The organism is Streptomyces sp. NPDC092045 (assembly GCF_044756005.1).
GTDB lineage: Bacteria > Actinomycetota > Actinomycetes > Streptomycetales > Streptomycetaceae > Streptomyces.
On the sequence record NZ_JBIVSC010000001.1, the window covers coordinates 649,768 to 675,783 of the forward strand.

General features: G+C 75.1%; 24 protein-coding genes. 12 read left to right on the forward strand and 12 right to left on the reverse strand.

Annotated features, from left to right (window positions below):
* Positions 1–11: 11 nt before the first annotated feature.
* Positions 12–536, reverse strand: coding sequence for a MarR family winged helix-turn-helix transcriptional regulator (locus tag ACIQKA_RS03040; protein WP_402539778.1), 525 nt, complete (start codon positions 534–536; stop codon positions 12–14).
* A gap of 89 nt (positions 537–625) precedes the next feature.
* Between ACIQKA_RS03040 and ACIQKA_RS03045 the strand changes: the two genes are divergently transcribed.
* Together ACIQKA_RS03045 and mltG are read left to right on the forward strand one after the other, a co-directional pair.
* Positions 626–2,461 (forward strand): ABC transporter ATP-binding protein, encoded by a 1,836-nt coding sequence (locus tag ACIQKA_RS03045; RefSeq protein ID WP_383442914.1) that lies wholly within the window; start codon positions 626–628, stop codon positions 2,459–2,461.
* Between the two features lie 92 nt (positions 2,462–2,553).
* Positions 2,554–3,414 carry an endolytic transglycosylase MltG gene (gene mltG / locus ACIQKA_RS03050; protein ID WP_386365850.1) on the forward strand — a complete coding sequence of 287 codons (861 nt, stop codon included), beginning with the start codon at positions 2,554–2,556 and terminating at the stop codon, positions 3,412–3,414.
* Positions 3,415–3,503: 89 nt separating this feature from the next.
* On the opposite strand, the gene ACIQKA_RS03055 is transcribed toward mltG, so the two are convergent.
* The 6 genes from ACIQKA_RS03055 to ACIQKA_RS03080 form a co-directional block, all read right to left on the reverse strand.
* Positions 3,504–4,670 (reverse strand): NAD(P)-binding domain-containing protein, encoded by a 1,167-nt coding sequence (locus tag ACIQKA_RS03055; protein ID WP_390106950.1) that lies wholly within the window; start codon positions 4,668–4,670, stop codon positions 3,504–3,506.
* Between the two features lie 84 nt (positions 4,671–4,754).
* Positions 4,755–5,966: an LLM class flavin-dependent oxidoreductase gene (locus tag ACIQKA_RS03060; RefSeq protein ID WP_383157230.1), complete on the reverse strand. Its 1,212-nt coding sequence runs from the start codon at positions 5,964–5,966 to the stop codon at positions 4,755–4,757.
* On the reverse strand, positions 5,966–6,997 hold the full coding sequence (locus ACIQKA_RS03065; RefSeq protein WP_383438431.1) for an ABC transporter substrate-binding protein: 1,032 nt from the start codon (positions 6,995–6,997) through the stop codon (positions 5,966–5,968). The genes ACIQKA_RS03060 and ACIQKA_RS03065 overlap by 1 nt, the downstream gene beginning before the upstream one ends.
* Before the next feature lie 46 nt (positions 6,998–7,043).
* Positions 7,044–7,775 (reverse strand): ABC transporter ATP-binding protein, encoded by a 732-nt coding sequence (locus ACIQKA_RS03070; RefSeq protein ID WP_383157225.1) that lies wholly within the window; start codon positions 7,773–7,775, stop codon positions 7,044–7,046.
* On the reverse strand, positions 7,748–8,623 hold the full coding sequence (locus ACIQKA_RS03075; RefSeq protein ID WP_391093868.1) for an ABC transporter permease subunit: 876 nt from the start codon (positions 8,621–8,623) through the stop codon (positions 7,748–7,750). Before ACIQKA_RS03075 ends, ACIQKA_RS03070 begins: the two co-directional genes overlap by 28 nt.
* A 119-nt stretch (positions 8,624–8,742) precedes the next feature.
* On the reverse strand, positions 8,743–8,826 hold the full coding sequence (locus ACIQKA_RS03080; protein WP_352027631.1) for a putative leader peptide: 84 nt from the start codon (positions 8,824–8,826) through the stop codon (positions 8,743–8,745).
* 267 nt (positions 8,827–9,093) lie between these two features.
* Between ACIQKA_RS03080 and ACIQKA_RS03085 the strand changes: the two genes are divergently transcribed.
* The 3 genes from ACIQKA_RS03085 to ACIQKA_RS03095 all read left to right on the forward strand — a co-directional run bounded on the left by ACIQKA_RS03085 (position 9,094) and on the right by ACIQKA_RS03095 (position 13,115).
* On the forward strand, positions 9,094–10,233 hold the full coding sequence (locus ACIQKA_RS03085) for a hypothetical protein (protein WP_402539783.1): 1,140 nt from the start codon (positions 9,094–9,096) through the stop codon (positions 10,231–10,233).
* Positions 10,234–10,441: 208 nt separating this feature from the next.
* Positions 10,442–10,984: an FABP family protein gene (locus ACIQKA_RS03090; protein WP_402539785.1), complete on the forward strand. Its 543-nt coding sequence runs from the start codon at positions 10,442–10,444 to the stop codon at positions 10,982–10,984.
* 49 nt (positions 10,985–11,033) lie between these two features.
* Positions 11,034–13,115, forward strand: a complete 2,082-nt coding sequence (locus ACIQKA_RS03095; RefSeq protein ID WP_391093866.1) for a prolyl oligopeptidase family serine peptidase — start codon at positions 11,034–11,036, stop codon at positions 13,113–13,115.
* On the opposite strand, the gene ACIQKA_RS03100 is transcribed toward ACIQKA_RS03095, so the two are convergent.
* Positions 13,063–14,049: a LuxR family transcriptional regulator gene (locus ACIQKA_RS03100; protein WP_390106941.1), complete on the reverse strand. Its 987-nt coding sequence runs from the start codon at positions 14,047–14,049 to the stop codon at positions 13,063–13,065. The genes ACIQKA_RS03095 and ACIQKA_RS03100 overlap by 53 nt on opposite strands.
* A gap of 162 nt (positions 14,050–14,211) precedes the next feature.
* Here ACIQKA_RS03100 and ACIQKA_RS03105 point away from each other — a divergent pair, with 162 nt between their 5' ends.
* The 5 genes from ACIQKA_RS03105 to ACIQKA_RS03125 all read left to right on the forward strand — a co-directional run bounded on the left by ACIQKA_RS03105 (position 14,212) and on the right by ACIQKA_RS03125 (position 18,132).
* Entirely contained in the window at positions 14,212–15,624 is a 1,413-nt protein-coding gene (locus ACIQKA_RS03105; RefSeq protein WP_383438447.1) for an aminopeptidase P family protein, read from the forward strand.
* 137 nt (positions 15,625–15,761) lie between these two features.
* Positions 15,762–16,172, forward strand: a complete 411-nt coding sequence (locus ACIQKA_RS03110; RefSeq protein WP_383438391.1) for a nuclear transport factor 2 family protein — start codon at positions 15,762–15,764, stop codon at positions 16,170–16,172.
* Between the two features lie 204 nt (positions 16,173–16,376).
* Positions 16,377–16,757 (forward strand): STAS domain-containing protein, encoded by a 381-nt coding sequence (locus tag ACIQKA_RS03115; protein WP_383157206.1) that lies wholly within the window; start codon positions 16,377–16,379, stop codon positions 16,755–16,757.
* A 20-nt stretch (positions 16,758–16,777) separates the two neighbouring features.
* The gene (locus tag ACIQKA_RS03120) at positions 16,778–17,293 is read left to right on the forward strand and encodes a PadR family transcriptional regulator (RefSeq protein ID WP_402539788.1); all 516 of its coding nucleotides are present in this window, start codon (positions 16,778–16,780) and stop codon (positions 17,291–17,293) included.
* A 194-nt stretch (positions 17,294–17,487) separates the two neighbouring features.
* Positions 17,488–18,132, forward strand: a complete 645-nt coding sequence (locus tag ACIQKA_RS03125; protein WP_402539789.1) for a cysteine hydrolase family protein — start codon at positions 17,488–17,490, stop codon at positions 18,130–18,132.
* A 142-nt stretch (positions 18,133–18,274) separates the two neighbouring features.
* Here the strand turns inward: ACIQKA_RS03125 and ACIQKA_RS03130 are convergent, their stop codons facing one another.
* Positions 18,275–20,014, reverse strand: coding sequence for a serine/threonine-protein kinase (locus tag ACIQKA_RS03130; RefSeq protein WP_402540241.1), 1,740 nt, complete (start codon positions 20,012–20,014; stop codon positions 18,275–18,277).
* Between the two features lie 426 nt (positions 20,015–20,440).
* On the opposite strand from ACIQKA_RS03130, the gene ACIQKA_RS03135 reads away from it, so the two are divergent.
* A complete protein-coding gene (locus tag ACIQKA_RS03135; protein WP_402539791.1) occupies positions 20,441–22,528 on the forward strand; it encodes a SpoIIE family protein phosphatase in 2,088 nt (695 codons plus the stop codon).
* 74 nt (positions 22,529–22,602) lie between these two features.
* On the opposite strand, the gene ACIQKA_RS03140 is transcribed toward ACIQKA_RS03135, so the two are convergent.
* From ACIQKA_RS03140 to ACIQKA_RS03150, 3 genes are all read right to left on the reverse strand, one after another.
* Positions 22,603–22,989 carry a molybdopterin-binding protein gene (locus ACIQKA_RS03140; protein ID WP_383157196.1) on the reverse strand — a complete coding sequence of 129 codons (387 nt, stop codon included), beginning with the start codon at positions 22,987–22,989 and terminating at the stop codon, positions 22,603–22,605.
* A gap of 85 nt (positions 22,990–23,074) precedes the next feature.
* A complete protein-coding gene (locus tag ACIQKA_RS03145; protein ID WP_391093864.1) occupies positions 23,075–23,554 on the reverse strand; it encodes an Lrp/AsnC ligand binding domain-containing protein in 480 nt (159 codons plus the stop codon).
* A 68-nt stretch (positions 23,555–23,622) separates the two neighbouring features.
* Entirely contained in the window at positions 23,623–23,994 is a 372-nt protein-coding gene (locus tag ACIQKA_RS03150; protein ID WP_383157191.1) for a hypothetical protein, read from the reverse strand.
* Between the two features lie 421 nt (positions 23,995–24,415).
* Between ACIQKA_RS03150 and ACIQKA_RS03155 the strand changes: the two genes are divergently transcribed.
* Positions 24,416–25,918, forward strand: a complete 1,503-nt coding sequence (locus ACIQKA_RS03155) for an FUSC family protein (RefSeq protein ID WP_383438413.1) — start codon at positions 24,416–24,418, stop codon at positions 25,916–25,918.
* The last annotated feature ends 98 nt before the right edge of the window (positions 25,919–26,016 follow it).

Genomic DNA, 26,016 nt, shown 5'->3' on the forward strand with positions numbered 1-26,016 from the left:
GCCCCGAGGGGTCAGCAGCCGCCCTCCGGGCCGGGGTCGACCAGGGCGGTCAGCAGGCCTCCGAGCACCTCGCGCTGTTCGGCGGTCAATGGAGCAAGGATGTCCTCTGCGGCGGCCCGCCGCGCGTTGCGCAGCTCCCGCAGCGTGGCGCGGCCCGCGTCGGTGAGCTCGATCCGGATCACGCGGCGGTTGACCGGATCGGGCGCCCTGCGCACCCGTCCGGCCGTCTCCAGGCCGTCGACGAGGCTGGTCACCGCCCTGGGGACCACCTCCAGACGGGCCGCGAGGTCGGCCATCCGGGGCGGGTCCCCGAAGGCCGCGACCGTGCGCAGGAGCCGGGACTGCGCGGGGGTGATGCCGACCGGCTCCAGATGGCGCTTCTGGATGCGGTGCAGCCGGCGGGTGAGCCGGAGCAGCTGCTCGGCGAGGAGCCCGTCGGCGTCGGAGGCGCCCGTACCGCCCGCGCGGCCCGTACCGCCCGCCTCGCTCGTGTGGCCGGGGGCGTCCGGATCGCTCGTACGGTCGGTAGTGCTCATGACGGGAACAATATCAGGACGCCGTTCATTGTGAGCATAGGTAACAGTGACCTATGCTCTGATCGACACCGAATCCCCCGAAGGAGCCCATGCGCCCCCACGACCGGTCCGAATGGACACCCCCGCCCCGCGACCCCGGAGAACCGCAGGAGCCCGCCCAGGTGCGGCGCATCCTGCGGCTCTTCCGCCCCTACCGCGCGCGCCTGGCGCTCGTCGGCCTCCTGGTCGGCGCCGCCTCGCTCGTCTCGGTCGCCTCGCCGTTCCTGCTCAGGGAGATCCTGGACGTCGCGATCCCCCAGGGCCGCACCGGGCTGCTCAGCCTGCTCGCCCTCGGGATGATCGTCACCGCCGTCCTGACCGGCGTCTTCGGCGTCCTCCAGACCCTCATCTCGACCACCGTCGGCCAGCGCGTCATGCACGACCTGCGCACCGCGGTCTACGAGCGGCTCCAGCGGATGCCGCTCGCCTTCTTCACGCGCACGCGCACCGGCGAGGTCCAGTCCCGCATCGCCAACGACATCGGCGGCATGCAGGCCACCGTGACCTCCACGGCCACCTCCCTGGTCTCCAACCTCACCGCCGTCGTCGCGACCGTCGTCGCCATGCTCGCCCTCGACTGGCGGCTCACCCTCGTCTCGCTGCTCCTGCTGCCGGTCTTCGTCTGGATCAGCCGCCGCGTCGGCCGTGAGCGCAAGCGGATCACCACCCAGCGCCAGAAGCAGATGGCCGCCATGGCCGCGACCGTCACCGAGTCCCTCTCGGTCAGCGGCATCCTGCTCGGCCGCACCATGGGCCGCTCCGACTCGCTGACCAGGTCCTTCGCCGAGGAGTCCGAGCGCCTGGTCGACCTGGAGGTCCGCTCCTCCATGGCCGGTCGCTGGCGGATGTCCGTCATCGGCATCGTCATGGCCGCCATGCCCGCCCTGATCTACTGGACCGCCGGCCTGGCCGTCGGCTCCGGCGGCACCGCGATCTCCCTCGGCACGCTCGTCGCCTTCGTCTCGCTCCAGCAGGGCCTCTTCCGGCCCGCCGTCAGCCTGCTCTCCACCGGCGTGCAGATGCAGACCTCCCTCGCGCTCTTCCAGCGCATCTTCGAGTACCTCGACCTGCCCGTCGACATCACCGAGCCCGCCGACCCGGTCCGGCTGCCGAGGATCCGCGGCGAGGTCGCCTTCGAGAAGGTCGGGTTCCGGTACGACCCCGGGGCCCCGGGCCGCCCGACCCTGGACGCCGTCGACCTGACCGTCCCCGCCGGCGGCAGCCTGGCCGTCGTCGGCCCGACCGGCTCCGGCAAGTCCACCCTCAGCTACCTGGTGCCCCGGCTGTACGACGTCACCGACGGGCGCGTCACCCTCGACGGCGTCGACGTGCGCGACCTGGACTTCGACACCCTCGCCCGCGCGGTCGGCGTCGTCTCGCAGGAGACCTACCTCTTCCACGCCTCCGTCGCCGACAACCTCCGCTTCGCCAAGCCGGACGCCACCGACGAGGAGATCGAGGCAGCCGCCCGCGCCGCCCAGATCCACGACCACATCGCCTCGCTCCCGGACGGCTACGACACCCTGGTCGGCGAGCGCGGGTACCGCTTCTCGGGCGGCGAGAAGCAGCGCCTCGCCATCGCCCGCACCATCCTGCGCGACCCGCCGGTGCTGATCCTCGACGAGGCGACCAGCGCCCTGGACACGCACACCGAGCACGCCGTGCAGCAGGCCGTCGACACCCTGTCGGCCGGCCGCACCACGATCACCATCGCCCACCGGCTCTCCACCGTCCGCGACGCCGACCGGATCGTCGTCCTGGAGGAGGGGCGGATCGCGGAGCAGGGGACGCACGAGGAGCTGCTCGCGCGGGACGGGCGGTACGCGGCCCTGGTCCGCCGCGACGGCGCCACGACCTCCGAGGCGGCCGCCGCCCGGACCGCGTGAGCGGTCCGGGCGGCGGCGGCCCGGCCTCCGTACGGGGGCCGTCGCGTGCGGGGTTCCCCGGATTCCCGTACGGGCCGGGTTAGCGTGCGCCCATGACGTACCGGCCGACACCGTACGCACCCCCGCACCGTTCCCGACCCCGTCTCACCCGCCGCGGACGGCTGGTGCTCCTCCTCGGAGCGGCGCTCGCCGTGGCCGCCGCGGTCACCGCCACCCTGCTGCTCGTCCGCGACGGCGGCCCGGCCGCCGACCGGCCCCGCCCCCTGCTGGTCCCGGAGGGCCGGCGCTCGGCCCAGGTCTACACGTCCGTCGACCGGGCGCTCGGACTGCCCGAGGGGGCCGCGCGGAAGGCCGCGACCGCGCCCGGCACCGCGCTCCGGCTGCCCGCCGAGGCCCGCGGCAATCCCGAGGGCTACCTCTTCCCCGCCACCTATCCGGTCCTTCCGGCCACCACGCCGGAGGAGCTGCTGCGCTTCATGGTGGCCACGGCCGGAAAGCGGTTCGGCACCGCGAAGGTCACCGAGGGCGCCAGGGCCCACGGGATGAGCGCGTACGAGGCGGTGATCGCGGCCAGCATCGTCCAGGCCGAGGCCGACAACCCGGACGACATGGCCAAGGTCGCCCGGGTCGTCCACAACCGGCTCGCCCGGGGCATGGCCCTCCAGATGGACTCGACCCTCAACTACGCCCTCGGCCGCAGCACCGTGGACACCACGCGCGAGGACACCCGCTCCACGAGCCCGTACAACACCTACGCGCGCAAGGGGCTGCCGCCGACCCCCATCGGCAATCCGGGGGACCAGGCCCTGGACGCGGTGATCAGCCCGGCGGACGGGGACTGGCTCTACTTCGTCACGGTCGCCCCGGGCGACACCCGCTTCACCGCCGACTACGCCTCCCACCAGGTGAACGTGGCCGAGTTCAACGCGGGCCGGAGGGCGGCGACGCCCTGAGACGGCGCGGGGGCGGGCCGGTACGACGGGTCGGTCCGGACGGGCCGATCCGGCGGGCCGGTTCAGCGGGGGCGGTTCGGCGGACCGGTTCAGCGGGCCGGCTCGGCGGTCCGGTTCGCGGGAACGACGGACCGCCCGCCGTCGTGGCCTCGGGCCCGGTCCTCTTCCCGCTCCCCGGCCCGTGCGCGCCGCAGGAGCCGTCCGATGTCGGAGACGGCCGCGCGACCGGCCCGGTTGGCGCCGATCGTCGAGGCCGAGGGGCCGTAGCCCACGAGGTGGACGCGCTCGTCCCGCACCGCGCGCGTGCCCTCCACCCGGATGCCGCCCCCCGGCTCCCGCAGCCGCAGCGGGGCCAGGTGGTCGATCGCCGCCCGGAAGCCGGTCGCCCACAGGATCACGTCCACGTCGACGCTCCGGCCGTCGTCCCAGGCCACCCCGGTCGGGGTGATCCGGTCGAACATCGGCAGCCGGTCCAGGACCCCGCTCGCGCGCGCCTCCCGGATCGCGTCGTTGAGCGGGAGGCCGGTGACCGAGACGACGCTCTGCGGGGGCAGCCCCCGCCGCACCCGCTCCTCGACCAGCGCGACGGCGGCCCGCCCCTCCGCCTCGCCGAACGGGCCCTCGCGGAAGACGGGCTCGCGCCGGGTCGTCCAGAACGTGTCGGCGGCGACCCCGGCGATCTCCATCAGGTGCTGGGTCCCGGAGGCCCCGCCGCCCACCACGAGCACCCGCTGGCCCGCGAACTCCTCCGGGCCCGGGTATCCGGCGGTGTGCAGCTGACGGCCCCGGAAGGTCTCCTGGCCCGGGTAGCGCGGCCAGAAGGGGCGGTCCCAGGTGCCGGTGGCGTTGATCAGGGCCCGGGGCGCGTAGACGGCCTCCGAGGTCTCCACCCGGAGCCGCCCGCCCCCGCCCTCCCGGACGGCGGTGACGTCCACGGGCCGGTGGACCCGCAGGTCGAAGGTCCGCTCGTACGCGTCGAAGTAGCCGCCGATCACCTCGGAGGAGGGGCGCGCGGGGTCCGCGCCGGTCAGCTCCATCCCGGGCAGCGCGTGCATCCCGTGGACCTTGCCGTACGTGAGGGAGGGCCACCGGAACTGCCAGGCGCCGCCCGGGCGCGGGGCGTGGTCGAGGACGACGAAGTCCCGGTCCGGCTCCAGGCCGGCGCGCCGCAGGTGGAAGGCGGCGGAGAGGCCCGCCTGCCCGGCGCCGATGACGACGACGTCGAGCGGACGGGCCTCCCCTGCCGCTCCTCCCACCGTTTCGTCCCTCACGAAATCGTTCACGCTTCTACCAACCGGGGCGGGGGCGCGGATCTTCCCGCGCCCCCACCCCACCGGTTCCTACCGCCCGCCGGGCACGAGCAGCGGGGCGCCGCCCGGCGCCGAGGCCGGGCGCCCGTTGGCCGCCGGGACGCCCAGGAGCGGGGAGGCCGGGGGAGAGGGGAGCAGTCCGCGCGCGGCCAGCTCCGGCGTGACGCCCTCGCCGAACCAGTACGCCTCCTCCAGGTGCGGGTAGCCCGACAGCACGAAGTGCTCCACCCCGAGGTCGTGGTACTCCTCGATCCGGTCCGCGACGTCGGCGTGGCTGCCGACGAGCGCGGTCCCGGCCCCGCCCCGCACCAGACCCACGCCCGCCCACAGGTTCGGCGAGATCTCCAGGCGGTCGCGGTCCAGCGAACCGCCCCGGTGCAGCGCCAGCATCCGCTGCTGGCCGACCGACTCGCTGCGGCCCAGGAGCTCCTGCGCGGCGGCGACCGTCTCGGCGTCGAGGTCGGAGAGCAGCCGGTCGGCGGTCGCCCAGGCCTCGCGGGCCGAGTCGCGCGAGATCGTGTGCAGCCGGATGCCGAACCGGACCGTCCGGCCGCGCTCCTCCGCGAGCCGCCGGATCCAGTCGATCTTCTCCTTCACCTGCCACGGCGGCTCGCCCCACGTCAGGTACACGTCCGCATGCTCGGCCGCCACCGGACCGGCGGCCTCGGACGAGCCGCCGAAGAAGATCTCGGGCAGCGGGTCCGGCGGGAGGGCCGTGAGCCCGCCCTCGACGTGGAAGTGCTCGCCCTCGAAGTCGTACGGCCGCCCGCCCCACACGCCCCGCACCACCGAGAGGAACTCGGCCGTGCGCGCGTACCGCCGGTCGTGGTCGAGGTGGTCGCCGAAGCGGCGCTGCTCGGCCGAGTCGCCGCCGGTCACCACGTTGAGCAGGAGCCTGCCCCGGGTGATCCGCTGGTACGTGGACGCCATCTGGGCCGCCAGGACCGGCGAGATCACCCCCGGCCGGAAGGCCACCAGGAACTTGAGGCGTTCGGTGTGCTGGGCGAGCGCGACCGTGGTCAGCCAGGCGTCCTCGCACCACGTGCCGGTCGGGGTCAGCACCGCCTCGAAGCCGAGCTGCTCGGCCGCCTTGGCGATCTGGACCAGGTAGTCGACGTCGGGCGCGCGCACCCCGGAGACGGTCCGGTTCCGGGTGATCCCGCCGTCCGTGTACGCGTGCCGGTCGACCAGGGTCCGGCCGTCGCCGCCGGTCGGCAGGAACCAGTGCAGATGGACGCTCATCAGGAGGCCTTTCCGTAGCTGCGCGCCGCGGTGGTCGACGGCGGCAGGTCCTTGTTGAAACGGGTGTCCACGTAGTCCGCGAAGCGGAACTTCTTCGGGATCAACTTGAGTTCGGCGAAGGCGTCGGCGATCCGCTGCTCGGAGGCGACGGCCGCCTCGTCGAGGGCGACCGGGATGCGGGTGCCGTTGCTGCGCTTGACCGCGGCGAGCGCCACCTCGTACGGCAGTCCGGTCTCCTTCGCCCAGACCTTCGCCCACTCCTCCGGGTGCTCGAACACCCAGTCCTGGGCGCGGCGCAGCCGCTCGACGAAGTCCCCGATCGCCTTGGCCTTCTCCTTGTCGGCGAGGGCGGAGGGGGAGGCGACCTGGAAGCCGAGGCCGTTGACGACCCCGCGTCCGTCGGTCAGGACCCGGCCCTTCCCGCCGAGCAGGACCTGCGAGGTGTACGGGTCCCAGACGGCCCAGGCGTCCACCTTGCCGGTGGTGAACGCGGCCAGGGCGTCGGCCGGCTGGAGCAGGGTGACCCGGACGTCGGACAGCTTCAGGCCGGCCTTCGCGAGGGAGGCGACGAGCTGGAAGTGGGCGGAGCTGCCCTGCGCGACGGCGACCTTCTTCCCCTTCAGGTCGCGCGCGGTGCGCAGCGGCGAGTCCTTCGGGACGAGGATCGCCTCGCCCGCCGAGTCGCCGTGGGTCGCGGCGATCACGGTGATCTTCGAACCGGCCCCGGCGGCGAAGACGGGCGGGGTGTTGCCGACGGAGCCGATGTCGACGGCCTTCGCGTTCACCGCCTCCAGGAGGGGTGGTCCCGAGGTGAACGTCGACCAGGTGACGCGGTACGGCAGGTCGTCGAGTTCGCCGGCGGCGCGCAGCAGGGCCTCGGAGCCGCCCTTCTGGTCGCCGACGTTCAGGACGAGGGAGCCCTTGCCGTCGGAGTTCGAGGCCTCGCCGGCCGCGGAGGCGCCGGAGCAGGCGGAGGCGAGGAGCGCCAGCGGCACGAGCAGGGCGGCGAGGGACGGGCGGAACGACTTCACGGATCTCTCCTCGGAGGTGTGCGGGGGGCGGGGGCGCGTACGGGGTTCAGGCCGCCTTCTCGACGGACTCGCCCTCCAGGACGCCGAGTTCGGCGAGCAGCCGGGTGCGGAGCGCGGCGAGAGCGGGATCGCCGGGGGAGCGGGGCCGGTCGAGGCCGACGGCGGTGTCGTACGCGATGACCCCGTCCCGCATCACCAGGGCGCGGTCCGCGAGCAGCAGCGCCTCGTCCACGTCGTGCGTGACGAGCAGGACCGTGCAGCCCCGCCGCTGCCACAGCTCGGCCACCAGGCGCTGCGCCTTGATCCGGGTGAGCGCGTCGAGCGCGCCGAACGGCTCGTCGAGCAGCAGCAGGTCCGGGTCCCGCACCAACGCCCTGGCGAGGGAGGCGCGCTGGGCCTCGCCGCCGGACAGTGTCTTCGGCCAGGCCCCCGAACGGTCGCCGAGGCCCACCTCGGACAGGGCCTTCTCCGCGACCTCCCGGTCCGGCCTCCCCGGAAGGCCGAGCAGCACGTTGCGCCAGACCTTCTTCCAGGGCATGAGGCGCGGCGCCTGGAAGGCGACGGCGCGGCGGCGCGGGACGAGGACGGTGCCGGAGATCTCCCGGTCCAGTCCGGCCAGGACGCGCAGCAGCGTGGACTTGCCGCAGCCGCTGTGTCCGAGGAGCGCGGTGAACTGCCCGGCGTGGAGGGTCAGGTCGAGCCCGTCGACCACGGGGCGCCCGTCGAAGGAGCGGGTGAGCCCCTGGACGGTCACTGCCCGGTGAAGGTCGGTCGCCATTGCAGCAGCAGCCTTTCGAGAGTGCGGACGAGGGCGTCGGCGAGCAGGCCGAGGAAGGCGTAGACGACCAGGCAGACGACGATCACGTCCGTGCGGAAGAACTCGCGGGCCTGGTTCATGAGGAAGCCGATCCCGGCGTCCGCGTTGATGGACTCGCCGAAGACGAGCGCGAGCCAGGCGGTGGCGAGGGAGTAGCGCAGACCGGTCATGGCGCCGGGCAGCGCGCCCGGCAGGACGACGTGCCGGACCAGGCCCCACCGGCCGAGCCCCAGGGACTCGCCGGCCTCGACGAGCTGGGCGTCGACGCCCCGGATCCCGGCGTACACGTTGAGGTAGAGGTGGAAGGCGACGCCGAGGGCGATGAGCGCCACCTTCGGCGCCTCCCCGATGCCCAGCCAGATGATGAACAGCGGGATCAGCCCGACCCAGGGCACCGTCCGCAGCATCTGCACGGGGGCGTCGACCAGGTCCTCGCCGAGCCGCGAGAGCCCGGAGACCAGGGCGAGCGCGATCCCCACCGCGCCGCCGAGCAGCAGCCCCACGGCGACGCGCCGCAGCGAGACCCCCATCGCGTTCGGCAGCGTGCCGTCGACGATCAGCTCGCCGCCCGCCCGGGCGATGGTCCCCGGCGAGGCGAGCACGTCCGGCGGCAGCACCCCCGTCGAGCTCGACAGTTGCCAGAGGAGGAGCAGCAGCGCCGGCCCGACGGCCCGGCGCAGCCAGCGGGGGACGGAGGGGCCGCGGCCGGCTCCCCGTGCGGGGGTGAGGGACTCGACGCCGGAACCGGGCAGAACCGATATGTCGGGCGCCGAAGGGGCTGGGGGCGGTGGGGCATGGTCGACCGTCATGACGGACTCCGGGAGGGAGGAGGCGGCGAAGGGGTACGCCTCAGCGCCCGCGGGCGCGGAACGGGCGCGCGCGCACGGCGATCAGGGCGTCAGGAGGGGGGAGGAGCGGTGAAAGGGCGTCAGCGGCCGCGGCGACACGCGGCGGAGGCCACCCGCAGCAGGTCGATGTGACCGCGCGTGGTGAGCAGGGCTGTACGCAACATGGCGCGAACGTAGCGGCCGTCACGGGGCGGGTCAACGGTGTCTCGGAGGGTGGACGTGCCGTCCCGGGGACCGGAACGGAGGGGCGTCCGTGTCCGGAGCGTGATCCCCGCCCCCTAGTCTCCCTTGCGACCGGCGGACCCACGGGCCACCGGTGACTTCCGGGGAACACCGGCGACCTCACGGGGCGTCGGGGACTTCCGCGGGACGCCGGCGGCCCCACGGCGCACCGGCGCCCACCACGACGCACGCTCGACGGGGGACCACACATGACGTACCGGCGCGCGGCGATACCGGCGCTGATCGGCGGCCTGATCCTCGCCGCCCTCCTCTGGTGGGCGGGCGCGAGCACCCATGCGCTGCACCTGCCCGGCACCGGAGGCACGCTCGGCAGCGGGACGGCCGCCGAACTCGAACGCTGGCTGGCCCCCTGGGCGTACGACCCGCCGACCGCCTTCCGCCTCGGCGCGGAGACCTCCGGCGGTGTCGGGGACACCGCCACGAGCGACGGCGCCCGCTACCGCGCGCTGTACGGGACCGGGCTCCAGATCCGCTTCGGCGCCCTCTTCGTCCTCTTCGCGCTCGGGGCCCTCCTCCTCGTCCGCAGGCTGCCGCCGGTCCGGGGCCGCGCGACGGCCGCGTTCCTCGCGGTGTGGGCCTGGGGCGTGGTGGCCGGGGCCCTGGCGGTCACCGTGTCGGCGCCGTGGCTGATCGCCGCGGCGGGACACGGCAGTCACCGCTTCCTGCCCCAGCTGGCGGGCGCGGCCTCCTCAGGGCGGCAGATCGTGATGATCACCTCGCTGCTCGCGGCGGCGGCGACCGTGTTCACGGCCCGGATCGCCGTCAAGGACCCCGAACCGCCGGCCCGCGCGGCCGTCCCGGCCCGCGCCGCGCGCCTGGCCGCCACCGCGGGGACGGCCGTGGTCGCCCTGTCCCTGGTCGTCCTCTCGTACGACAGGGTCGCCGCCCTCCTCCAGACGGCCTTCGTGGGCAGCGGCCTCCTCTCCGAACCGGGCGACCTCCTGCGCCAGTGGCTGCTGCTCGGCGGCTGGACCGGCCCGGCGGGCGTGCCGGCCGGGGAGTGGCTGCTGTACCGCGCCGTCGACGCCCTGGCGCTGGTCGTGGTCTGGTGCGTCCTGCGGTGGCTGCCCGGCCTGCTCACCCGGGCCACCGTCCCGGCGACGGCGGCGGTCACGGTCTGCGCGATCGTCCTCGGACTGCTCGTCTCCCAGCTCGTGGAGATCGCGACGAGCCCGGCGAGCCCGTACGGGAGCTTCGTGTACAAGGCCGCCGGCCTCGGCCACGGCGTCCCGGCCGCCCTCACCTGGGGCCTCCTCGCGGGCACGACCGCCGCCGTCGTCCTGCGGGTGACGGCACGGAACGGGGAGCGGGGCCCCGCCCGGCCGTAGTGCGCCGGTCCCGGCCCGCCGACGGACGGGCCCCGGGGGTTCCCCGCCGATCACGGCGCTCCCCGATCCGGCCCGACCGGCAGGGCACCCCAGGGGGCGTCCTGCCGATCGGGCCGGGCCCGCGGTGTCCAGTCCCCGATCCGTCCCGGTCGGCAGGGCACCCCCTAGGCTGCGAACCGGCACGGCCCACGATCCAGGAGCACACCCCATGACCGACCGCGACCGGCAGCACCCCTACCCCGACGCCCTCCGGCCGGACGCGGGGCCCGCCCCGCACCCCCTGCTCGCCCCGGTCCTCGGACTCCTGGGGACCTGGACCGGCCGGGGGCGCGGCGGCTACCCGTCGCTCGACGACGACTTCGCGTACGAGCAGGAGGTCGCCTTCAGCCACGACGGGCGGCTCTTCCTCCGCTACGAGGCCCGGGCCTGGCTGGTCGACGGGGACGGCGCCCCGCTGCGGCCCTCCGCGCGGGAGAGCGGCTGGTGGCGGCTCCAGCCGGAGGGGCGCGTCGAGGCGCTGATCACCCAGCCCACCGGCATCGCGGAGATCGCGGTCGGCCGCGCGGACGGCACCGCGGTCGACCTCGCCACCCACGAGGTCGCCCTCGCCCCCACCGCCAAGCAGGTGGACGCCACCCGCCGCCGCTACACCCTCGCCGACCCGGACACGCTCGACTTCGTCCACGACCTCGCCGCCGTCGGCCTGCCGCTCCAGCACCACCTGGGCGCACGGCTCCGCCGGACCGGCTGAGACCGGAGGCCCCCTTCGGTCGCGCGCGCCGGTCCCGCACAATACGGAAATGAGCGATGACGACCCGTACCTGTGGCTGGAAGAAGTCTCCGGCGACGCCGCCCTCGCGTGGGTGGCCGAGCGGAACGCCGAAACGGCGGAGGCCCTGGCCGCCGACCCCGGGTTCACCCCGCTGAAGGAGCGCCTGCGGGAGGTGCTCGACGCCTCGGACCGCATCCCGTACACCACCCGGCGCGGCGCGCACCTCTACAACTTCTGGCAGGACGCCGAGCACGTGCGCGGGGTGTGGCGGCGCACCACCCTGGAGCAGTACCGCAAGGACGAGCCCGAGTGGGAGCTCCTCCTCGACGTCGACGCGCTCGCCGCCGAGGAGGACGAGAAGTGGGTCTGGGACGGGGCGGTCGCGCGCCGGCCCGCCCACGACCGGGCCCTGGTGAGCCTCTCGCGGGACGGCGCCGACGCCTCGGTGGTCCGCGAGTTCGACCTGGAGGCGAAGGAGTTCGTCGAGGACGGCTTCCGGCTGCCGGAGGCGAAGACCCGGATCGGCTGGATCGACGCCGACACCGTCTTCGTCGGCACCGACACCGGGCCGGGCTCGCTGACCGACTCGGGCTATCCGCGCACGGTCCGCCGCTGGCGGCGCGGCACCCCGCCGGAAGAGGCGGAGACGGTCTTCGAGGCCGACAGCGCGGACGTGTCCGCCTGGGGATACCACGACGCCACGCCCGGCTTCGAACGCGACTTCGTCGGCCGCTCGCTGGACTTCTTCCGCAGCGAGACACACCTCCTGGAGCCCGGCGGGACGCTCGTGCGGATCGACGTGCCCGAGGACGCCGAGGCCTACGCGCACCGCCGGCACCTGATCGTCGCCCTCAAGTCCGCGTGGCTCGGGCGCCCGAGCGGCTCCCTCCTCGCCTTCGACTTCGACGCCTTCCTCGCGGGCGACCGCGCCCACGAGGTCCTGTTCGCGCCCGACGAGCGGACCGCCCTCGCCGGGCACACCTGGACCCGCCACCACCTGGTCCTCCAGACGATGCGCGACGTCGGCACCCGCGTCGAGGTCCTCACCCCGACCGACGAGGGCCCCTGGGACCGCTCGCCCCTCGTCGGCGTCCCGCCCCTCTCCGACGTCGGCGTCACCGGCACCGACCCGGACCGCACCGACGAGTACTTCCTCGACGTGTCCGGCTTCCTCCAGCCCTCCACCCTCCGCCGCGGCGTGATCGGCGGCGACAGCGAGGTCCTCAAGCAGGCACCGGAACGCTTCGACACGACCGGCCTGACCGTCGCGCAGCACTTCGCGACCTCCCGGGACGGCACGCGCGTGCCGTACTTCGTCATCGGACCCGACCACTCCGCCACCGGCCCCGGGCCCACCCTGCTCTACGGCTACGGCGGCTTCGAGGTCTCCCTCACCCCCTCCTACGGCGCCGTACGGGGCCGGGCCTGGCTGGAGCGCGGCGGCACCCACGTCGTCGCCAACATCCGGGGCGGCGGCGAGTACGGACCCGACTGGCACCAGGCCGCGCTCCGCGCCGGACGGCCGCGCGCCTTCGAGGACTTCGCGGCCGTCGCCGAGGACCTGGTCGCCCGGGGCGTCACCACCCCGGACCGGCTCGGCGCGGTGGGCGGCAGCAACGGCGGCCTGCTCATGGGCGCGATGCTCACCCGGTACCCCGAGCTGTTCGGCGCGATCGTCGCGCAGGTGCCGCTCCTCGACATGACCCGCTTCCACAAGCTCCTGGCGGGCGCGTCCTGGATCGCCGAGTACGGCGACCCGGACGACGAGGCCGACCTGCCGCACCTGCGGGACCTCTCCCCGTACCACCGCCTGGAGGCGGACCGGCCCTACCCGCCCGTCCTCCTGATGACCTCGACCCGCGACGACCGCGTCCACCCCGGCCACGCCCGCAAGACGGCGGCCCGGCTCCGGGAGCTCGGCCACCCCGTCCTCTTCCACGAGAACACCGGCGGCGGCCACGCGGGCGCCGGGGACAACGAGCAGGCCGCCCACAACAGCGCCCTCCTGCACACCTTCCTGTGGAAGAACCTCGCACCGGCCTCCGGGCCCGGTGACGTCACAGCCACCCCGAGCGCTGTGCCTGGAGCGCCATCTGGAACCGGCTCGTAGCACCGAGCCGGGCCATCAGGACCTGGATCCGGCGGAAGAGCGTGCGGCGGCTGACCCCGAGCTCCCGGGCGACGACGTCGTCGCCCGCCCCGGCCGCGAGGAGCCGGAGCAGCCGGCGGTCGGCGGGCAGCAGCCCCGCCGGCCGCACCGAGCGGCCGTGCAGGGGCAGCGCGCTCCGCCAGGTCTGCTCGAAGAGCGCCACGAGCGCCGAGAGCAGGCCGCACGGCTGCACGACCAGCATGCTGTTGTGGACGTCGGCCTCCCTGATGGAGAGCGAGACCAGCGCGTACGCCTCGTCGATGATCAGCAGCTTCACCGGCACCGACGGCAGCACCCGCGCCTGCTCGCCCGCCTCCACGCACGGCTCGATCGCCTCCTCCAGCTGCCCCGGGTGCTCCAGGGACGCCTGCGAGTAGACGACCTGCTGCGTCACCCCGCGCGCCAGGGTCGCGAGCGCGTCGTCGGTGGCGCTCGGCAGCGGGAAGTACGGGGGCGAGTCGAGCTGCCGGATCCGCTCCCGCGCGCTGGCCCAGGCCTGCCGCATCCGCGGGCCGACCGCCTCCCCGGTCACCACCTCCACCAGGTCGTCGTGGTACGCCGCGAGCCGCTGCCGCCGGAACGCCTCGAACGCCCCGCCGACCGTGATCCGGGACTCGTCCAGCTCGGCCGCCCGGTGCCGGCCGAGGATCTCCAGACCCGCCGCCGGGGGCACCGGCGCCACCGGGTCCCCGCCGTCCGCGACGGCGCTCGCCAGTCCCGCGTCGACCAGCTCGCCGTACGCCGCCGCGAGCCCGTCGCCCGCCAGGCCGGCCGCCGCGCCGATCGCGCCCAGCGGCGCGGGCCCGAGCTCCAGGAGGCGCGGGTAGAGCCGCCGGGCGCCCTCCCCGACCCCCAGCAGCCGGAGCGCCTCACCGAGCCTCGCGTCGTTCGCCATGACCGCATTATCGGCGCCCGCCGCACCTCCGGGTGGCCGATCCGTGCCACTGGCGGACCCCGGCCACCGGCGGGCGCCGGGCGCAGTACCGTCCGGGGGCCGCCGACGCCCGGCGGCCGTGCCCCCCGAAGAACCGGGAAGAACCGGAAGAAGGAGCAGGACGTGGCGAAGGGTCGCAAGAACGGTCTCTACGAAGGCGTCTCCGAGGAGCTCTCCGCCCTGATGAGGACGGGGTGGGCGGACACCGAACGGCACGGGCTCGAACCCGACGAGCAGGCCCCGTACGCGGCCCGCCGCCGCGCCGCGCTCTCCGCGCTCTTCCCCGGCGAGCGCCTGGTCGTCCCCTCGGGGAACCTCAAGTACCGCTCCAACGACGACGTCTACCCGTTCCGCCCGTACTCGGGCTACGTGCACCTCACCGGCGACCGGGCCCGCGACGGCGCCCTCGTCCTCGAACCGCGCGCCGGCGGCGGTCACGACGCGTACTGCTACCAGCTGCCCCGCGACAGCCGGGAGGACGACGAGTTCTGGATCGGCTACACGGCCGAGCTGTGGACGGGCCGCCGCCCCTCCCTCGCCGAGTCCGGCGCGGTCCTCGGGCTGCCCTGCCGCGACGTCCGCACCGCCGCCGACGACCTGGCCGCCGGCTCCGGCGTCCCGACCCGGATCGTCCGGGGGATCGACCCGGCCCTCGAAGCGGCCGTCACCACCGACGAGGAGCGCGACGAGGAGCTGGAGGAGGCACTGAGCGGCCTCCGGCTCGTCAAGGACGCCTGGGAGGTCGGCGAGCTGCGCAAGGCGGTCGACTCCACCGTGCGCGGCTTCACCGACTGCGTCGCGGAGCTCTCCCGCGCGGTCGCCTCCTCCGAGCGCTGGATCGAGGGCACCTTCTTCCGCCGGGCCCGCCTGGAGGGCAACTCCGTCGGCTACGGCTCGATCTGCGCCGCCGGCGAGCACGCCACGATCATGCACTGGACGGACAACGACGGACCGGTGCGCCCCGGTGACCTGCTCCTCCTCGACGCCGGTGTGGAGACCCGCACCCTCTACACCGCCGACGTCACCCGCACCCTCCCGATCAGCGGCACCTTCACGCCCGTCCAGCGCCGGGTGTACGACGCCGTGCACGAGGCGCAGGAGGCCGGGATGGCGGCGGTGAAGCCGGGCGTCCCCTACCGGGCCTTCCACGAGGCGGCGCAGCGCAGCCTGACGGCCCGCCTCGTGGAGTGGGGGTTCGTGGAGGGGCCGGTGGACCGCGCGTACGCCCTCGGCCTCCAGCGCCGCTTCACCATGGCCGGCACCGGCCACATGCTCGGCCTGGACGTCCACGACTGCGCGCGGGCCCGCACGGAGGAGTACGTCGACGCCGTTCTCGCGCCGGGCATGGTCCTGACCGTCGAGCCGGGCCTGTACTTCCAGCCCGACGACCTGACCGTGCCGGAGGAGTACCGGGGCATCGGCGTCCGCATCGAGGACGACCTGCTCGTCACCGAGGACGGCCACGAGAACCTGTCGGCGGGCCTGCCGCGCTCGGCGGACGAGGTCGAGGCGTGGATGGCGAGGACGGCGGGCTGACGGCACGGCGGGACCGGACGGCGGGAGCCCGGGGAGGGCTCCCGCCGTCCGGCGCGGGGGCGGCCCCTGGACGGGGCGGGGGCCGTACGGTTAGCTACTTCTGCACCTACTCAACTAGTTGCCTATGGAGTCGCACCGTGCACCCGTTCCGCACCGCCGTGGAGAACCGCGACCTCGACGCCGTCGAGGCCCTGCTCGCCGAGGACGTCGTCTTCACCAGCCCCGTCGCCTTCAAGCCGTATCCCGGCAAGGCGATCACCGCCGCGATCCTGCGCGGGGTCCTCCGGGTCTTCTCCGACTTCCGGTACGTCCGCGAGATCGAGGGCGCGGACGGCCGCGACCACGCCCTCGTCTTCACCGCGAAGGTCGGGGACAAGGAGGTCGACGGCTGCGACTTCCTCCACTTCGACGAGGAGGGCAGGATCGACGAGTTCACCGTCATGGTCCGCCCCCTCTCCGCCGCCCAGGCGCTCGCCGCCGCCATGGGCGCCGAGTTCGGCCGCATCCAGGAGGAGGCCGCCGCGGCCCTCGCGGCGGACGGGCGGTGAGCGGACCCGGACGGTCAGCGGACCCGGGCGGGGAACGGAGCCGGGTGCCGTGCGCACGCGCGAACGGGGCGCGCCGGGGCCGACACGGGAAAACAGAGCTGATATTCACCGATTCGGGTGATTGCGTGACAGGCGAAACGTCCCCTCCGGGTAAGAGGTGGTCACGCTCTGTGTGACATGCGGAACCACCCCCTGGAGAGATCGATGCAGCTGATCCCCCGTCAAGGCCGACATCTGGAAGCACGTTCGTCCGGCGGACACACCGTCGCCGTCCTCCGGGGCGAGCTCGACCTCGTCCTGGTGCGGCGCCTGCGCCCGGACCTCGACGCCCTCGCCCGGGAGTCCGACGCGCTGACCCTCGACATCCGGGGACTCACCTTCTGCGACGCCACCGGACTCGGCCTCCTCGTCCGCTGCGCCGAGCGCACGCGCGAACGGGGCGCGCGCTGGCGGCTCCTCTGCGACCAGCCGAGGATCCTCCGGCTCATCCGCCTGACCGCGCTCGGCGACCTCCTCCGCCCGGAGTCCGCCCCGGCCGGAGCGGTCTCCGGGGCCGTCCTGGCGAGGGCCCGCCGGACGGAATAGGGCCGGGGTACGGTCGCCGCATGTCTGAAGTCCGGTTGACCACGCCCTCGTACCTCGTGCTCGGCATCATCGACAAGCTGGGCGAGGCCACTCCGTACGACGTGAAGGTCGAGGCGGCGCGGACCGTGGCGCCGTTCTGGTCCATGCCCCACACGCAGGTCTACGCGCAGTGCGACCGGCTCCTGGCGGCGGGGCTCCTCTCCGAGGCGCGCCGGCCCGGCGGCCGGAACCGGCGGCTGATGAGCCTCACCGGGGAGGGCGCGGCGGCCCTGCGCGCCTGGCTCGCCGACCCGGCCTTCGTACCCGTCGAGGCCCGCGAACGCGGCATCCTCAAGCTGTGGTTCGGGGCCGGCCCGCGCGTCCACGCCCCCGTCCAGGTCGAGGAGCACCGGCGGACCCTCGACGAGTACGAGGAACTGGCCCGCGACGCGGGCGAACTGCTGACGCGCGGCCAGCGCGAGGCGCTGGAGTTCGGCATCCGCTACGAGCGGATGATGGTCGACTTCTGGCAGTGGGTCGAGAGCCGCGAGCCGTGACCCCGGCGTCCACGCCCCGGAGGCCGACTGGACGTCGGGCCCCGGCGTCTCCCTCGTCGCCCTGCTCGCCGGCCTCCTGGCGACGGGCGTCTCCGGCCGGTTGCTCCTGAACAGGGCGTCCCGCGCGGCGGACGGCTGACCGCCCGCCCGAAATCCCGTGGCGGCACGGCCCGGTGGGGCACGACGATGGCGGGATGACCGACAGCGCGCAGCCCGTGGAGACCCCGCCCGTCGACGCCCTGATCGTCGTGGACGTGCAGTCGGCGTTCGTCACCGGCGACGGTGCCGTGCCCGGCGCGGACCGGCTCGTCGACCGGACGACGGACCTGATCGCCCGCGCCCGCCGGGCCGGGGCGCTCGTCGTCCACCTCCAGAACGACGGCCCGCCCGGCTCGGAGGACGAACCCCACACCCCCGGCTGGGAGCTGCACCACCGCGTGGAGCCGGGCCCGCTGGAACGGGTGATCCGCAAGCCCGAGGACGACGGCTTCCTGAGGACGCCGCTGGGCGACGTCCTCACCGGCGCGGGGGTCCGGGCGGTCGCCGTCTGCGGAGTGATGTCGGAGATGTGCGTGCAGGCCACGGCCCGTACGGCCCTGGCGCGCGGCTACCGGGTCGTCGTCCCCCACGACGCCCACGCCACCCAGGACGTCCCGGCGGCACCGGGCATCGCCGGGACGATCCCGGCCGCGACGGTCTCCCGGGTGGCGGCCTACGCCCTCGGGAGCGACGCGGAGGTCACCGTACCGGCGGCCGGGGTCGCGTTCACGGCTCCCGGGAGGGCGCTCCCGGTCCCCGGGCGGGCCCGACCGCCCGGCGCCGCCGCTCCCGGACCGTGACCTCCCTCCGTGAGGGACCGACCGTCGTCCACGCGCTCGCGGGCGGCGACGTGGCCCGGCTGACGCAGGCCGCCCGGCGGTGCCCGGTGCGGGCCGGGCCGGCCTCCCGTCCGCCGGCCCGCCCGGCACACACCGGACGCCGTCAGCTTTCGATGGGGTGGACGGCGGTCACCCGGCCCTTCGCGTCGGCCGCCAGATAGGCGGACCCGTACGCGTCGGAGAGGTAGACGCTCATCCCGGCGGCGGTGTTCGTGAGGGTCGAGGCGGGGCTGACGACCAGGTAGCGGTGGGTCGGCTCCTTCACCCCCAGCTCCTCGTCGGCCCGCTTCAGGAGCGCCGGCAGGGCGTCCCACGCGAAGGTGTCCAGGTCGACCGGGACCGAGCCGGGGAAGGCGGTGCCGCCGGGGCCCTGCCGGACGGCCACGTCACCGCCCCGGTACATGTACTGGTCGTACCGCTTCGTGCTGCCCTCGACCATCGCCTCGGCCATCGCGTACTCCGGGTACACGACGAACCTGCTGACCTTCGCGTTGCCCGAGGCCTCCTTGACGGCGGCGACGGCGGTACGGACCCCGTCCGGCGTCAGCAGGTCGAGCTTCCCGGCGGTCGCCTCCGTCGCGGGCTCCTTCGGGGGCGTCGTCGTGGACGCCGTCGACCCCGAGGGCTGCGCGCCCGCACCCCGGTGCGAGGGGGCGGCGGCGGTCGGCCTGCCGTCCGGCTCGTCCGTGCCCCGGTCCCAGTTCACGACGGCGACGGGTATGCCCACCGCCAGGACCGCCGCCACGGTGGCCGCCACGACGATCCGGCGTCCGCGCCGCCCGGGAGCGCCGCCCGTCACCGGGGCGGTCGCGGGGGACCCGCCGGGGAAGCCCGCCGGAGCTCCCGCCCCGGGGAACCCGGACGCGGGACCCGTGCCCGCCGGGCCGCCCGCCCCCGGCGGCGCGAGCCGGAACGACGTCGTCCCCCCGGCGCCCGCGCTCCCCGTGCCCGGCTCCCCGAAGCCCGTGCTCCCGGCGCCCGGTCCGCCGAAGCCCGTGCCTCCGGCGTTCGGTGCCCCGAAGCCCGGTGCCCCGAAGCCCGGCACCCGGTCCCGTACCGCCCCGCCGTCCTCCGGCGTGCCCGTCGCGACGGCCGTCAGCTCCCGGTCCAGCTCCTCCGCGTCCGGGCGCGCCGCCGGGTCCCGGACGAGCAGCCGGGTCAGTACGCCGGTCAGCGCGCCGGCCCGGACCGGCGGAGGCACGTCGTCGGAGATGACCGCCGCCAGGGTCGCCAGGGTGTTCTCCCGGCGCAGCGGATGGCGGCCCTCCACCGCCACGTACAGGAGCATGGCCAGCGACCACAGGTCGGCCGCCGGACCGCTCGCGCCGCCCCGGATCCGCTCGGGCGCCATGTAGTCCGGCGAGCCGATGATCGAGCCCGAGGCGGTCAGCGCGGTGGACTCCTGGATCGCCGCGATGCCGAAGTCGGTGAGGACCGGCCGCCCGTCGGGCCGCAGCAGGACGTTGGCGGGCTTCACGTCGCGGTGCTCGATGCCCAGGGCGTGGGCGGCGCGCAGCGCCGAGAGCAGCTCGCGGCCGATCCGGGCGGCCTCGGCGGGGGTCGTCGTGCCCCGGTCGAGCCGGTCCTGGAGGGAGCCGCCGGTGACCAGCTCCATCACGAGCCACGGGTAGGTGCCCTCGCCCGCGTCCACGATGTGATGGATCGTCACCACGTTGGGGTGCTCGATCCTGGCCAGGGCGCGCGCCTCCCGCAGCACCCGCGCGCGCAGGGTCCGCGCGCCCTCGGTGTCGTACTCGGCCATCGCGGGGTCCGGCGGGCGCACCTCCTTGAGCGCCACGTCCCGGTGGAGGGCCAGGTCGCGGGCGCGCCACACCGTCCCCATGCCGCCCCCGCCCAGCCGTTCCACCAGCTCGAAACGGCCGTCGATCACTCTGTTCACGCGCGCACCCCTGTACTCGGGTCGTTCCCTGGTCCTCGGAGCGGTCACCGGCCGCCGCCCCCGCCTCGCCGTGCACGTCCGCCGACGCGGACGCCTCCGCCGTGCACGTCCGCCTCCGCCGACGCCTCGCCGTCCGTGTCCGTCCGACGACGCCTCCGCGTTCCGGCGGTTCCGGTGGCCTTCCGGTCCGCCGGACGGCCGTCCGCGTCCAGATCTTCGCCGCTCCCGGCCGTGCCTGTCACCTCCGGCCCCCGGCCCCCGGGAGGTCATCGAACGGCCGCATGCGCAGCGCCCGCCGCCGATGTCTCGGATAGGGTGATTCGGTAGGGATTGCGTCCCCTGGGGCCGACCGAGGCGTGGGGCGGTGCGTTGGAGACTCACCAGTCGTCGAGCAGGGTCCCGCAGCCGCCCCGGGCGGCCGTGGGGGACGCCGGCGTGCTCCGCGAACTGCTGCCGATCGCCCTCTGGCGGGAGGACGCCGACGGCCGCGTCGTCGAATGGTCCCTCGCCGCCCAGGACCTCCTCGGCCACCGCCCCGAGCACGTGCTCGGACGGCTCGCCACCCCGCTCCTGGTCCCCGACGCCAACCGGGAGCTCGCCGACCGCCTCACCCTCCGCGTCCAGGCGGGCGAGACCATCATGGGCACGCTGCCCGTCCGCCACCGCGACGGCCACACGGTCGCCATGGAGATGTGGATCGTGCCGGCCGCCGACCCGAAGGGGCGGACGGGGGCGATGCTCATCGCCGTGGAGACCTCCGAGGTCCTGCGGATGCGGGAGAACCTGGCGGCGATGGAGAGCCTCTTCACCCAGTCGCCCATCGGCCTCGCCCTGCTCGGCCCCGACCTGCGCTTCCTGCGCGTCAACGACGCCCTGACCCGGATGAACGGCGTCCCGGCCGCCGAGCACGTGGGCCGCCGCCTCGCCGAGGTCGTGCCCGGCGTCAACGCCGACTCGCTCGAAGTCCTCATGCGCCGGGTCCTCCGCACCGGCACCGCCGTGGTCGACGCCCGCCGGGTCGGCCGCACCCCCGCCGACCCCGACCGCGACCACATCTGGTCCTGCTCGTACGCCCCGCTCCTCGACCGCGCCGACCGCCGGCCCCTGGGGCTCATCGCCTCGCTCGTCGACATCACCGAGAGCCAGGAGGCGCACGACGAGGTCGAGCGGGCCCGCCACCGCTTCGCCCTGCTCGCGGAGGCCGGCGCCCGGATCGGCACCACCCTGGACCTCGGACGGACGGCGGAGGAGGTCGTCCGCTTCCTCGTGCCCCAGCTCGCCGACTCGGCCGACGTGCAGATGCTGGAGTCGGTCCTCGAACCGGACGACCCGGCCGCCTCGAACCGGGGCGTCCTGCGGCGGCTCGCCGCCCGCTTCCCCGAACCGGCCGCCCCCACGTCCGTGCTGCTCCCGGGGCAGACCTTCCAGATCCCGCTCGACTCCGTGTACGAGCGGGTCGTCGTCCACGGGCGGCCCACCAACCTCTACGCCTCCGACCTCCCGGCCCTCTTCGGCGACCCGCGCACCGAGGCGCTCCGCGACTACTTCGCCGTCCGCATCGGCTCGGCGCGGCTCGTCCCCCTCGTGGCCCGGGGCAAGGTCCTCGGCGCGGTCACGGTGACCAGGCTGCGGACCCGCGAGCCCTTCGACGCCCAGGACCGGGTCCTCGTCGACGAGGTCGTGGCCCGCGCCGCCCTCAACATCGACAACGCCCGCCTCTACACCACCCAGCGGGAGGCCGCCCTCACCCTCCGGCGCTCCCTCACCAACAACGCGCTCCCCGCCGTCACCGGCCTCGAACTCACCGGCCGCTACCTGCCCGCGAGCGCCCACGACGTCGGCGGCGACTGGTACGACGTCATCGCCCTGCCGGACGGCAGGACCGGGCTCGTCATCGGCGACGTCATGGGCCACGGCATCCACGCGGCGGCCGTCATGGGCCAGCTCCGCACCGCCGTGCGGACCCTGGCCCGTCACGACATCCCGCCGGCCCGGATGCTCAGCTCCCTCGACGCCGTCGTGGCGGACCTCGGCGAGGACGAGATGGCGACCTGCGTCTACGCGGTCCACGACCCGGCCACCGGCCGGTGGGTGATCGCCCGCGCGGGCCACCCGCCGCCGGCCGTCGCCACCCCGGACGGGGCCGTCGGCTTCCTCGAAGGCCCGCCGGGCACCCCGCTGGGCACGGGCGCCCACGACTTCGGCACGGAGGAGGTCGTCCTGCCCGAGGGCGGACTCCTCGCCCTCTACACGGACGGCCTGGTCGAGGCCCGCGACCGGGACCTCGACCAGGGCATGGGGCAGTTGGCCCAGGCGCTCCGGCCCCTCGACCGCCCCCTGGGCACGCTGTGCGACGAGGTCCTCGCGCGGCTCCTCGGGGGCTCCGCCCAGGACGACGTGGCGATCCTGGTCGCCCGCAGCGTCCGCGGCGCCGCCACTGTCCGCGGCGCCCGCTGATCCCGGGACCTCGCCGTTCCCGGGATCCCGCCGTGCCCCGTTCCCCGTCTCCTGCGTCCGCGGCGGACGCGGGATCAGGTCACGTCGATGTGCACGCTGGTCGACTTCACGCGGGCGGTGGCCCGCATGCCGACTTCGAGGCCCAGTTCCTCCACGGCCTCCCGGGTGAGAAGGGAGACGAGCCGGTGCGGACCGGCCTGGATGTCGACCTGGGCCGCGACGTCGCCGAGCTTGATCGCCGTGACGATGCCCGGGAAGGCGTTGCGCGCCGACGTGTACGACGCGTCCTCGTCGCCCTGCGCGATCTCCACGGAGAACGCCGCGAGGTCGTGGCCTTCGATGAGCCGCCGGCCGTTCTCGTCGCGGTGGGTGGTGACCCGGCCCGCGTCGGCCCAGCGGCGGGCCGTGTCGGGGCTGACGCCCAGCAGACGCGCGGCCTGCCCGATGGTGTAGGACTGCATGGACGGAAGAATAAGCCGCTGTTCGTCGCACATGCAACGAGAAAGGTGCTCCTTGCCTTGCAGTTGCTACCCGGGCCGAGGGGGATCAGGGAGCGCCCGGTCTCCGTCCGACCGCCTCGACCAGGGGCAGCAGCCGGTGGGCCACCCGCTCGCGCAGCGCGATCTCGGTCCGGGTGCGGACCACCCCGGGGAGCTGGATCAGCCGCTGGATGACGTCCTCCAGGTGCCCGGCGTCCCGCGCCACCACCCGGGTCAGCAGATCGCCGCCGCCGGTGATCGAGAAGGCCTCCACGATCTCCGGCACGGCCGCGAGGGCGTCCCCGACCTCGTCCAGGTGCCCCTGGGTGACCTCGACGTGCACGAAGGCGAGCACCGGGTGGCCGAGGGCGGCGGGGGAGAGGACCGGTCCGGTCGCCGTGATCACCCCGTCGCGTTCGAGGCGGTCGATCCGGGCCTGCACGGTGCCCCGCGCCACGCCCAGGATCCGCGCGTACTCGCGCACGCTCGTCCTCGGCCGCTCGATCAGCAGCCGCAGGATCCGGGTGTCGAGCTCGTCCACCGCCATGCCCCGCCGGCCTCCTTCGTCCCGCCTGCCCGCGGCCCGACTCTACGCTTCCCGCGCCTCCTCACCCCTCAGTCCTCCGCGCGGGCCGCGTGCCGGGCCCAGAGGACCAGGGGGAGCTGGAGGGGCACGCGGCCGTAGGCGACGGCCTTGGCCGCCGCGGGGCGGTGGCGCCAGTCGTGGGCCATCTTCACGTTGGCCGGGAAGACCGCGGCGAAGAAGAGGGCGGTCGCGCGGGCGCTCGCCCGGCGCGTGCTCGGCACCGCGAGGCCGGCGGCGAGCGCCAGCTCGGCGACCCCGCTGACCCGCGTCCACGTCCTCGGGCTGCCCGGCAGGGCGCGCGGCACGATCGAGTCGAACGGCCTCGGGGCGAGGAAGTGGGCGGTGCCTGCGGCGGCCATCAGACCGGCGAGAGCGAGGGCGGAGCGTGCGGGCCGGGGCATGGGGATCCTCCGAAGCGACGGTGCGGAGCCGTTACTGACGAGTAAGTAAGCAGTGAGGATAGGTCCGCGCCGGGGGAGCCGTCGAGACCCGGAGCCGATCCTTCCGCGATCCGGACCGCCCTCCGCGCCCGCCGCGACGACGGCGCTCCCGTGAGAATGGTCCGTTGGCCCACCAATGGAACGACGAAGGATCAGCGAACCATGCCAATGGCCCAGTGGATCGGCGATGAGTTGAGCCAATGGGACCGGGGATGTTTTCCTGTGTCGTATCCACGTACTTTCGGCGCCGCGCAGCGCCGGGGCGGCGACGAGGCCGGTCCGGACCGCGGCGCCTTCGTCGTGTCCGCACGACCCCACCACCCCGGGGCGCCGCGCGGCCGGCGAAAGGCAAGACAAGGGGGCGGCCACAGCCGTGAAGAAGATGTTCGTGGCTCCGGATCCGGGCCTCGTCCGACTGCGCGTCTCCCTGCGGGCGGTCCTCGGCATCGGCCTCGCGGTCGCGCTCGCCGAGCTCGCGGGGTTCTCCCTCACCGCCTCCATCACGGCCGGCCTCGCCGCGCTGCTCGCCCTCTTCACCGTGGGCGACCCGACCGTGCGCCGCCAGGCCGTCACCACCGCCCTGCTGCCGGCCGCCGGCTTCCCGGTCCTCGCCCTGGCGACCCTCCTCCACGGCACCCCGCTCCTCCGCGACGCCGCCTGGCTCCTCGTCGTCTTCGCCGGGGTCTACGCCCGCCGCTGGGGACCGCGCGGACACGCCCTCGGCATCTTCGCCTTCATGCAGTTCTTCGTGACGCAGTTCCTGCACGCGCTCCCCGCGCAGCTCCCGGAGCTCTACGCGGCCGTGGCCCTGGCCCTGCTCGCCTCCGGCGCCGTCCGCTTCGGCGCCTGGTGCGTCGAGCGGCGCGTCCCGCCGCCCGCCGCGCCCGTGCCGCTGCCGGGCGCCGGCCTCGCCCGCCCCACCACCCGCCAGGCCTTCCAGGCCACCGCCGCCTGCGCCGTCGCCCTCGCCGCCGGACAGCTGATCTCCCCCGAGCGCTGGTACTGGGCCGTCGGCACCGCCTGGTGGATCTTCGTCAACACCGCCTCGCGCGGCGAGACCCTCGTCCGGGGCTTCCGCCGGGTCCTCGGCACCGTCACAGGCATCGCCGCCGGCCTCCTGATCGCCGTCCCCCTCGGCGGCGCGCCCGCCCCGACCGCCCTCCTCGTCGCCGTGTGCGTCTTCGGGATCTTCTACACCGCCCCGCTCTCGTACAGCTGGATGATGTTCTTCGTGACCGTCATGGCCGGACTCCTGTACGGGCTGCTCGGCGTCCTGCACCCCGGGCTGCTGCTGCTCCGCTTCCAGGAGACCGCGGTCGGCGCGGTCGGCGCCGCGATCGGCGTGGCCCTGCTGCCCGTGACCACGCACGCCGCCACCAACGCCTGGATCGAGCGGGCCGTGACCTGCGTGCACACCTGCACCACGGCCGCCGCCCGCCGACTCGCCGGCGACCCCGACGCCGACCCGGCGCCGCACGCCGCCGAGCTGGAGCTCCTGCTCGGCCGGGTCCGGCTCTCCCTCGCGCCGCTCGTGCACCCGCTGAGCCCGCTGCGCGCCCGCAAGGCCCGTGCCCGCCGGGTGCTCGCGCTCCTGGACGACTGCGCCCGGGAGATCAGGGGCCTCGCCGCCGTCGCGGCCGACCCGGACGCCTCGCACGACGCCCGGCTCGCGGCCGCCGCCTGGCGCGTCGAGGCCGCCGTCCACGCCCTCGTGCCCCCGGCGCGGCCCGTAGGGTCCTCGGTCGCCGAGGCGGCCGGGGTGCCGCGCCACCACCCCGGCGCCGAGGCCGCCCTCGGCCACCTGCACGGTCTGGAGCAGGCCCTCGTCGGCCTCGCGGCGCCCCTGCGCACCTCCCCGCGCGCGCCCCTCGTCCCGGCCGCCTGACCCCGAACGCTCCGACGCGGGGCCGGAACCGGCTCCCGGTTTCGGCCCCTTGGTCTAGACCCCTGCTACCGTCGGCCGCGAACGGCCGGCCGAACGGG

Excerpts from the sequence above, each read along its gene's own strand:
- ACIQKA_RS03075 (WP_391093868.1), bottom strand. The coding sequence starts at position 8,623 with ATGACGGTCGACCATGCCCCACCGCCCCCAGCCCCTTCGGCGCCCGAC.
- ACIQKA_RS03120 (WP_402539788.1), top strand. The coding sequence starts at position 16,778 with ATGTCTGAAGTCCGGTTGACCACGCCCTCGTACCTCGTGCTCGGCATC.
- ACIQKA_RS03155 (WP_383438413.1), top strand. The coding sequence starts at position 24,416 with ATGTTCGTGGCTCCGGATCCGGGCCTCGTCCGACTGCGCGTCTCCCTG.
- ACIQKA_RS03090 (WP_402539785.1), top strand. The coding sequence starts at position 10,442 with ATGACCGACCGCGACCGGCAGCACCCCTACCCCGACGCCCTCCGGCCG.
- ACIQKA_RS03125 (WP_402539789.1), top strand. The coding sequence starts at position 17,488 with ATGACCGACAGCGCGCAGCCCGTGGAGACCCCGCCCGTCGACGCCCTG.
- ACIQKA_RS03140 (WP_383157196.1), bottom strand. The coding sequence starts at position 22,989 with ATGCAGTCCTACACCATCGGGCAGGCCGCGCGTCTGCTGGGCGTCAGC.
- ACIQKA_RS03150 (WP_383157191.1), bottom strand. The coding sequence starts at position 23,994 with ATGCCCCGGCCCGCACGCTCCGCCCTCGCTCTCGCCGGTCTGATGGCC.
- ACIQKA_RS03130 (WP_402540241.1), bottom strand. The coding sequence starts at position 20,014 with ATGGGGACGGTGTGGCGCGCCCGCGACCTGGCCCTCCACCGGGACGTG.
- ACIQKA_RS03100 (WP_390106941.1), bottom strand. The coding sequence starts at position 14,049 with ATGGCGAACGACGCGAGGCTCGGTGAGGCGCTCCGGCTGCTGGGGGTC.
- ACIQKA_RS03085 (WP_402539783.1), top strand. The coding sequence starts at position 9,094 with ATGACGTACCGGCGCGCGGCGATACCGGCGCTGATCGGCGGCCTGATC.
- mltG (WP_386365850.1), top strand. The coding sequence starts at position 2,554 with ATGACGTACCGGCCGACACCGTACGCACCCCCGCACCGTTCCCGACCC.
- ACIQKA_RS03115 (WP_383157206.1), top strand. The coding sequence starts at position 16,377 with ATGCAGCTGATCCCCCGTCAAGGCCGACATCTGGAAGCACGTTCGTCC.
- ACIQKA_RS03060 (WP_383157230.1), bottom strand. The coding sequence starts at position 5,966 with ATGAGCGTCCATCTGCACTGGTTCCTGCCGACCGGCGGCGACGGCCGG.
- ACIQKA_RS03095 (WP_391093866.1), top strand. The coding sequence starts at position 11,034 with ATGAGCGATGACGACCCGTACCTGTGGCTGGAAGAAGTCTCCGGCGAC.
- ACIQKA_RS03045 (WP_383442914.1), top strand. The coding sequence starts at position 626 with ATGCGCCCCCACGACCGGTCCGAATGGACACCCCCGCCCCGCGACCCC.
- ACIQKA_RS03080 (WP_352027631.1), bottom strand. The coding sequence starts at position 8,826 with ATGTTGCGTACAGCCCTGCTCACCACGCGCGGTCACATCGACCTGCTG.
- ACIQKA_RS03070 (WP_383157225.1), bottom strand. The coding sequence starts at position 7,775 with ATGGCGACCGACCTTCACCGGGCAGTGACCGTCCAGGGGCTCACCCGC.
- ACIQKA_RS03040 (WP_402539778.1), bottom strand. The coding sequence starts at position 536 with ATGAGCACTACCGACCGTACGAGCGATCCGGACGCCCCCGGCCACACG.
- ACIQKA_RS03145 (WP_391093864.1), bottom strand. The coding sequence starts at position 23,554 with ATGGCGGTGGACGAGCTCGACACCCGGATCCTGCGGCTGCTGATCGAG.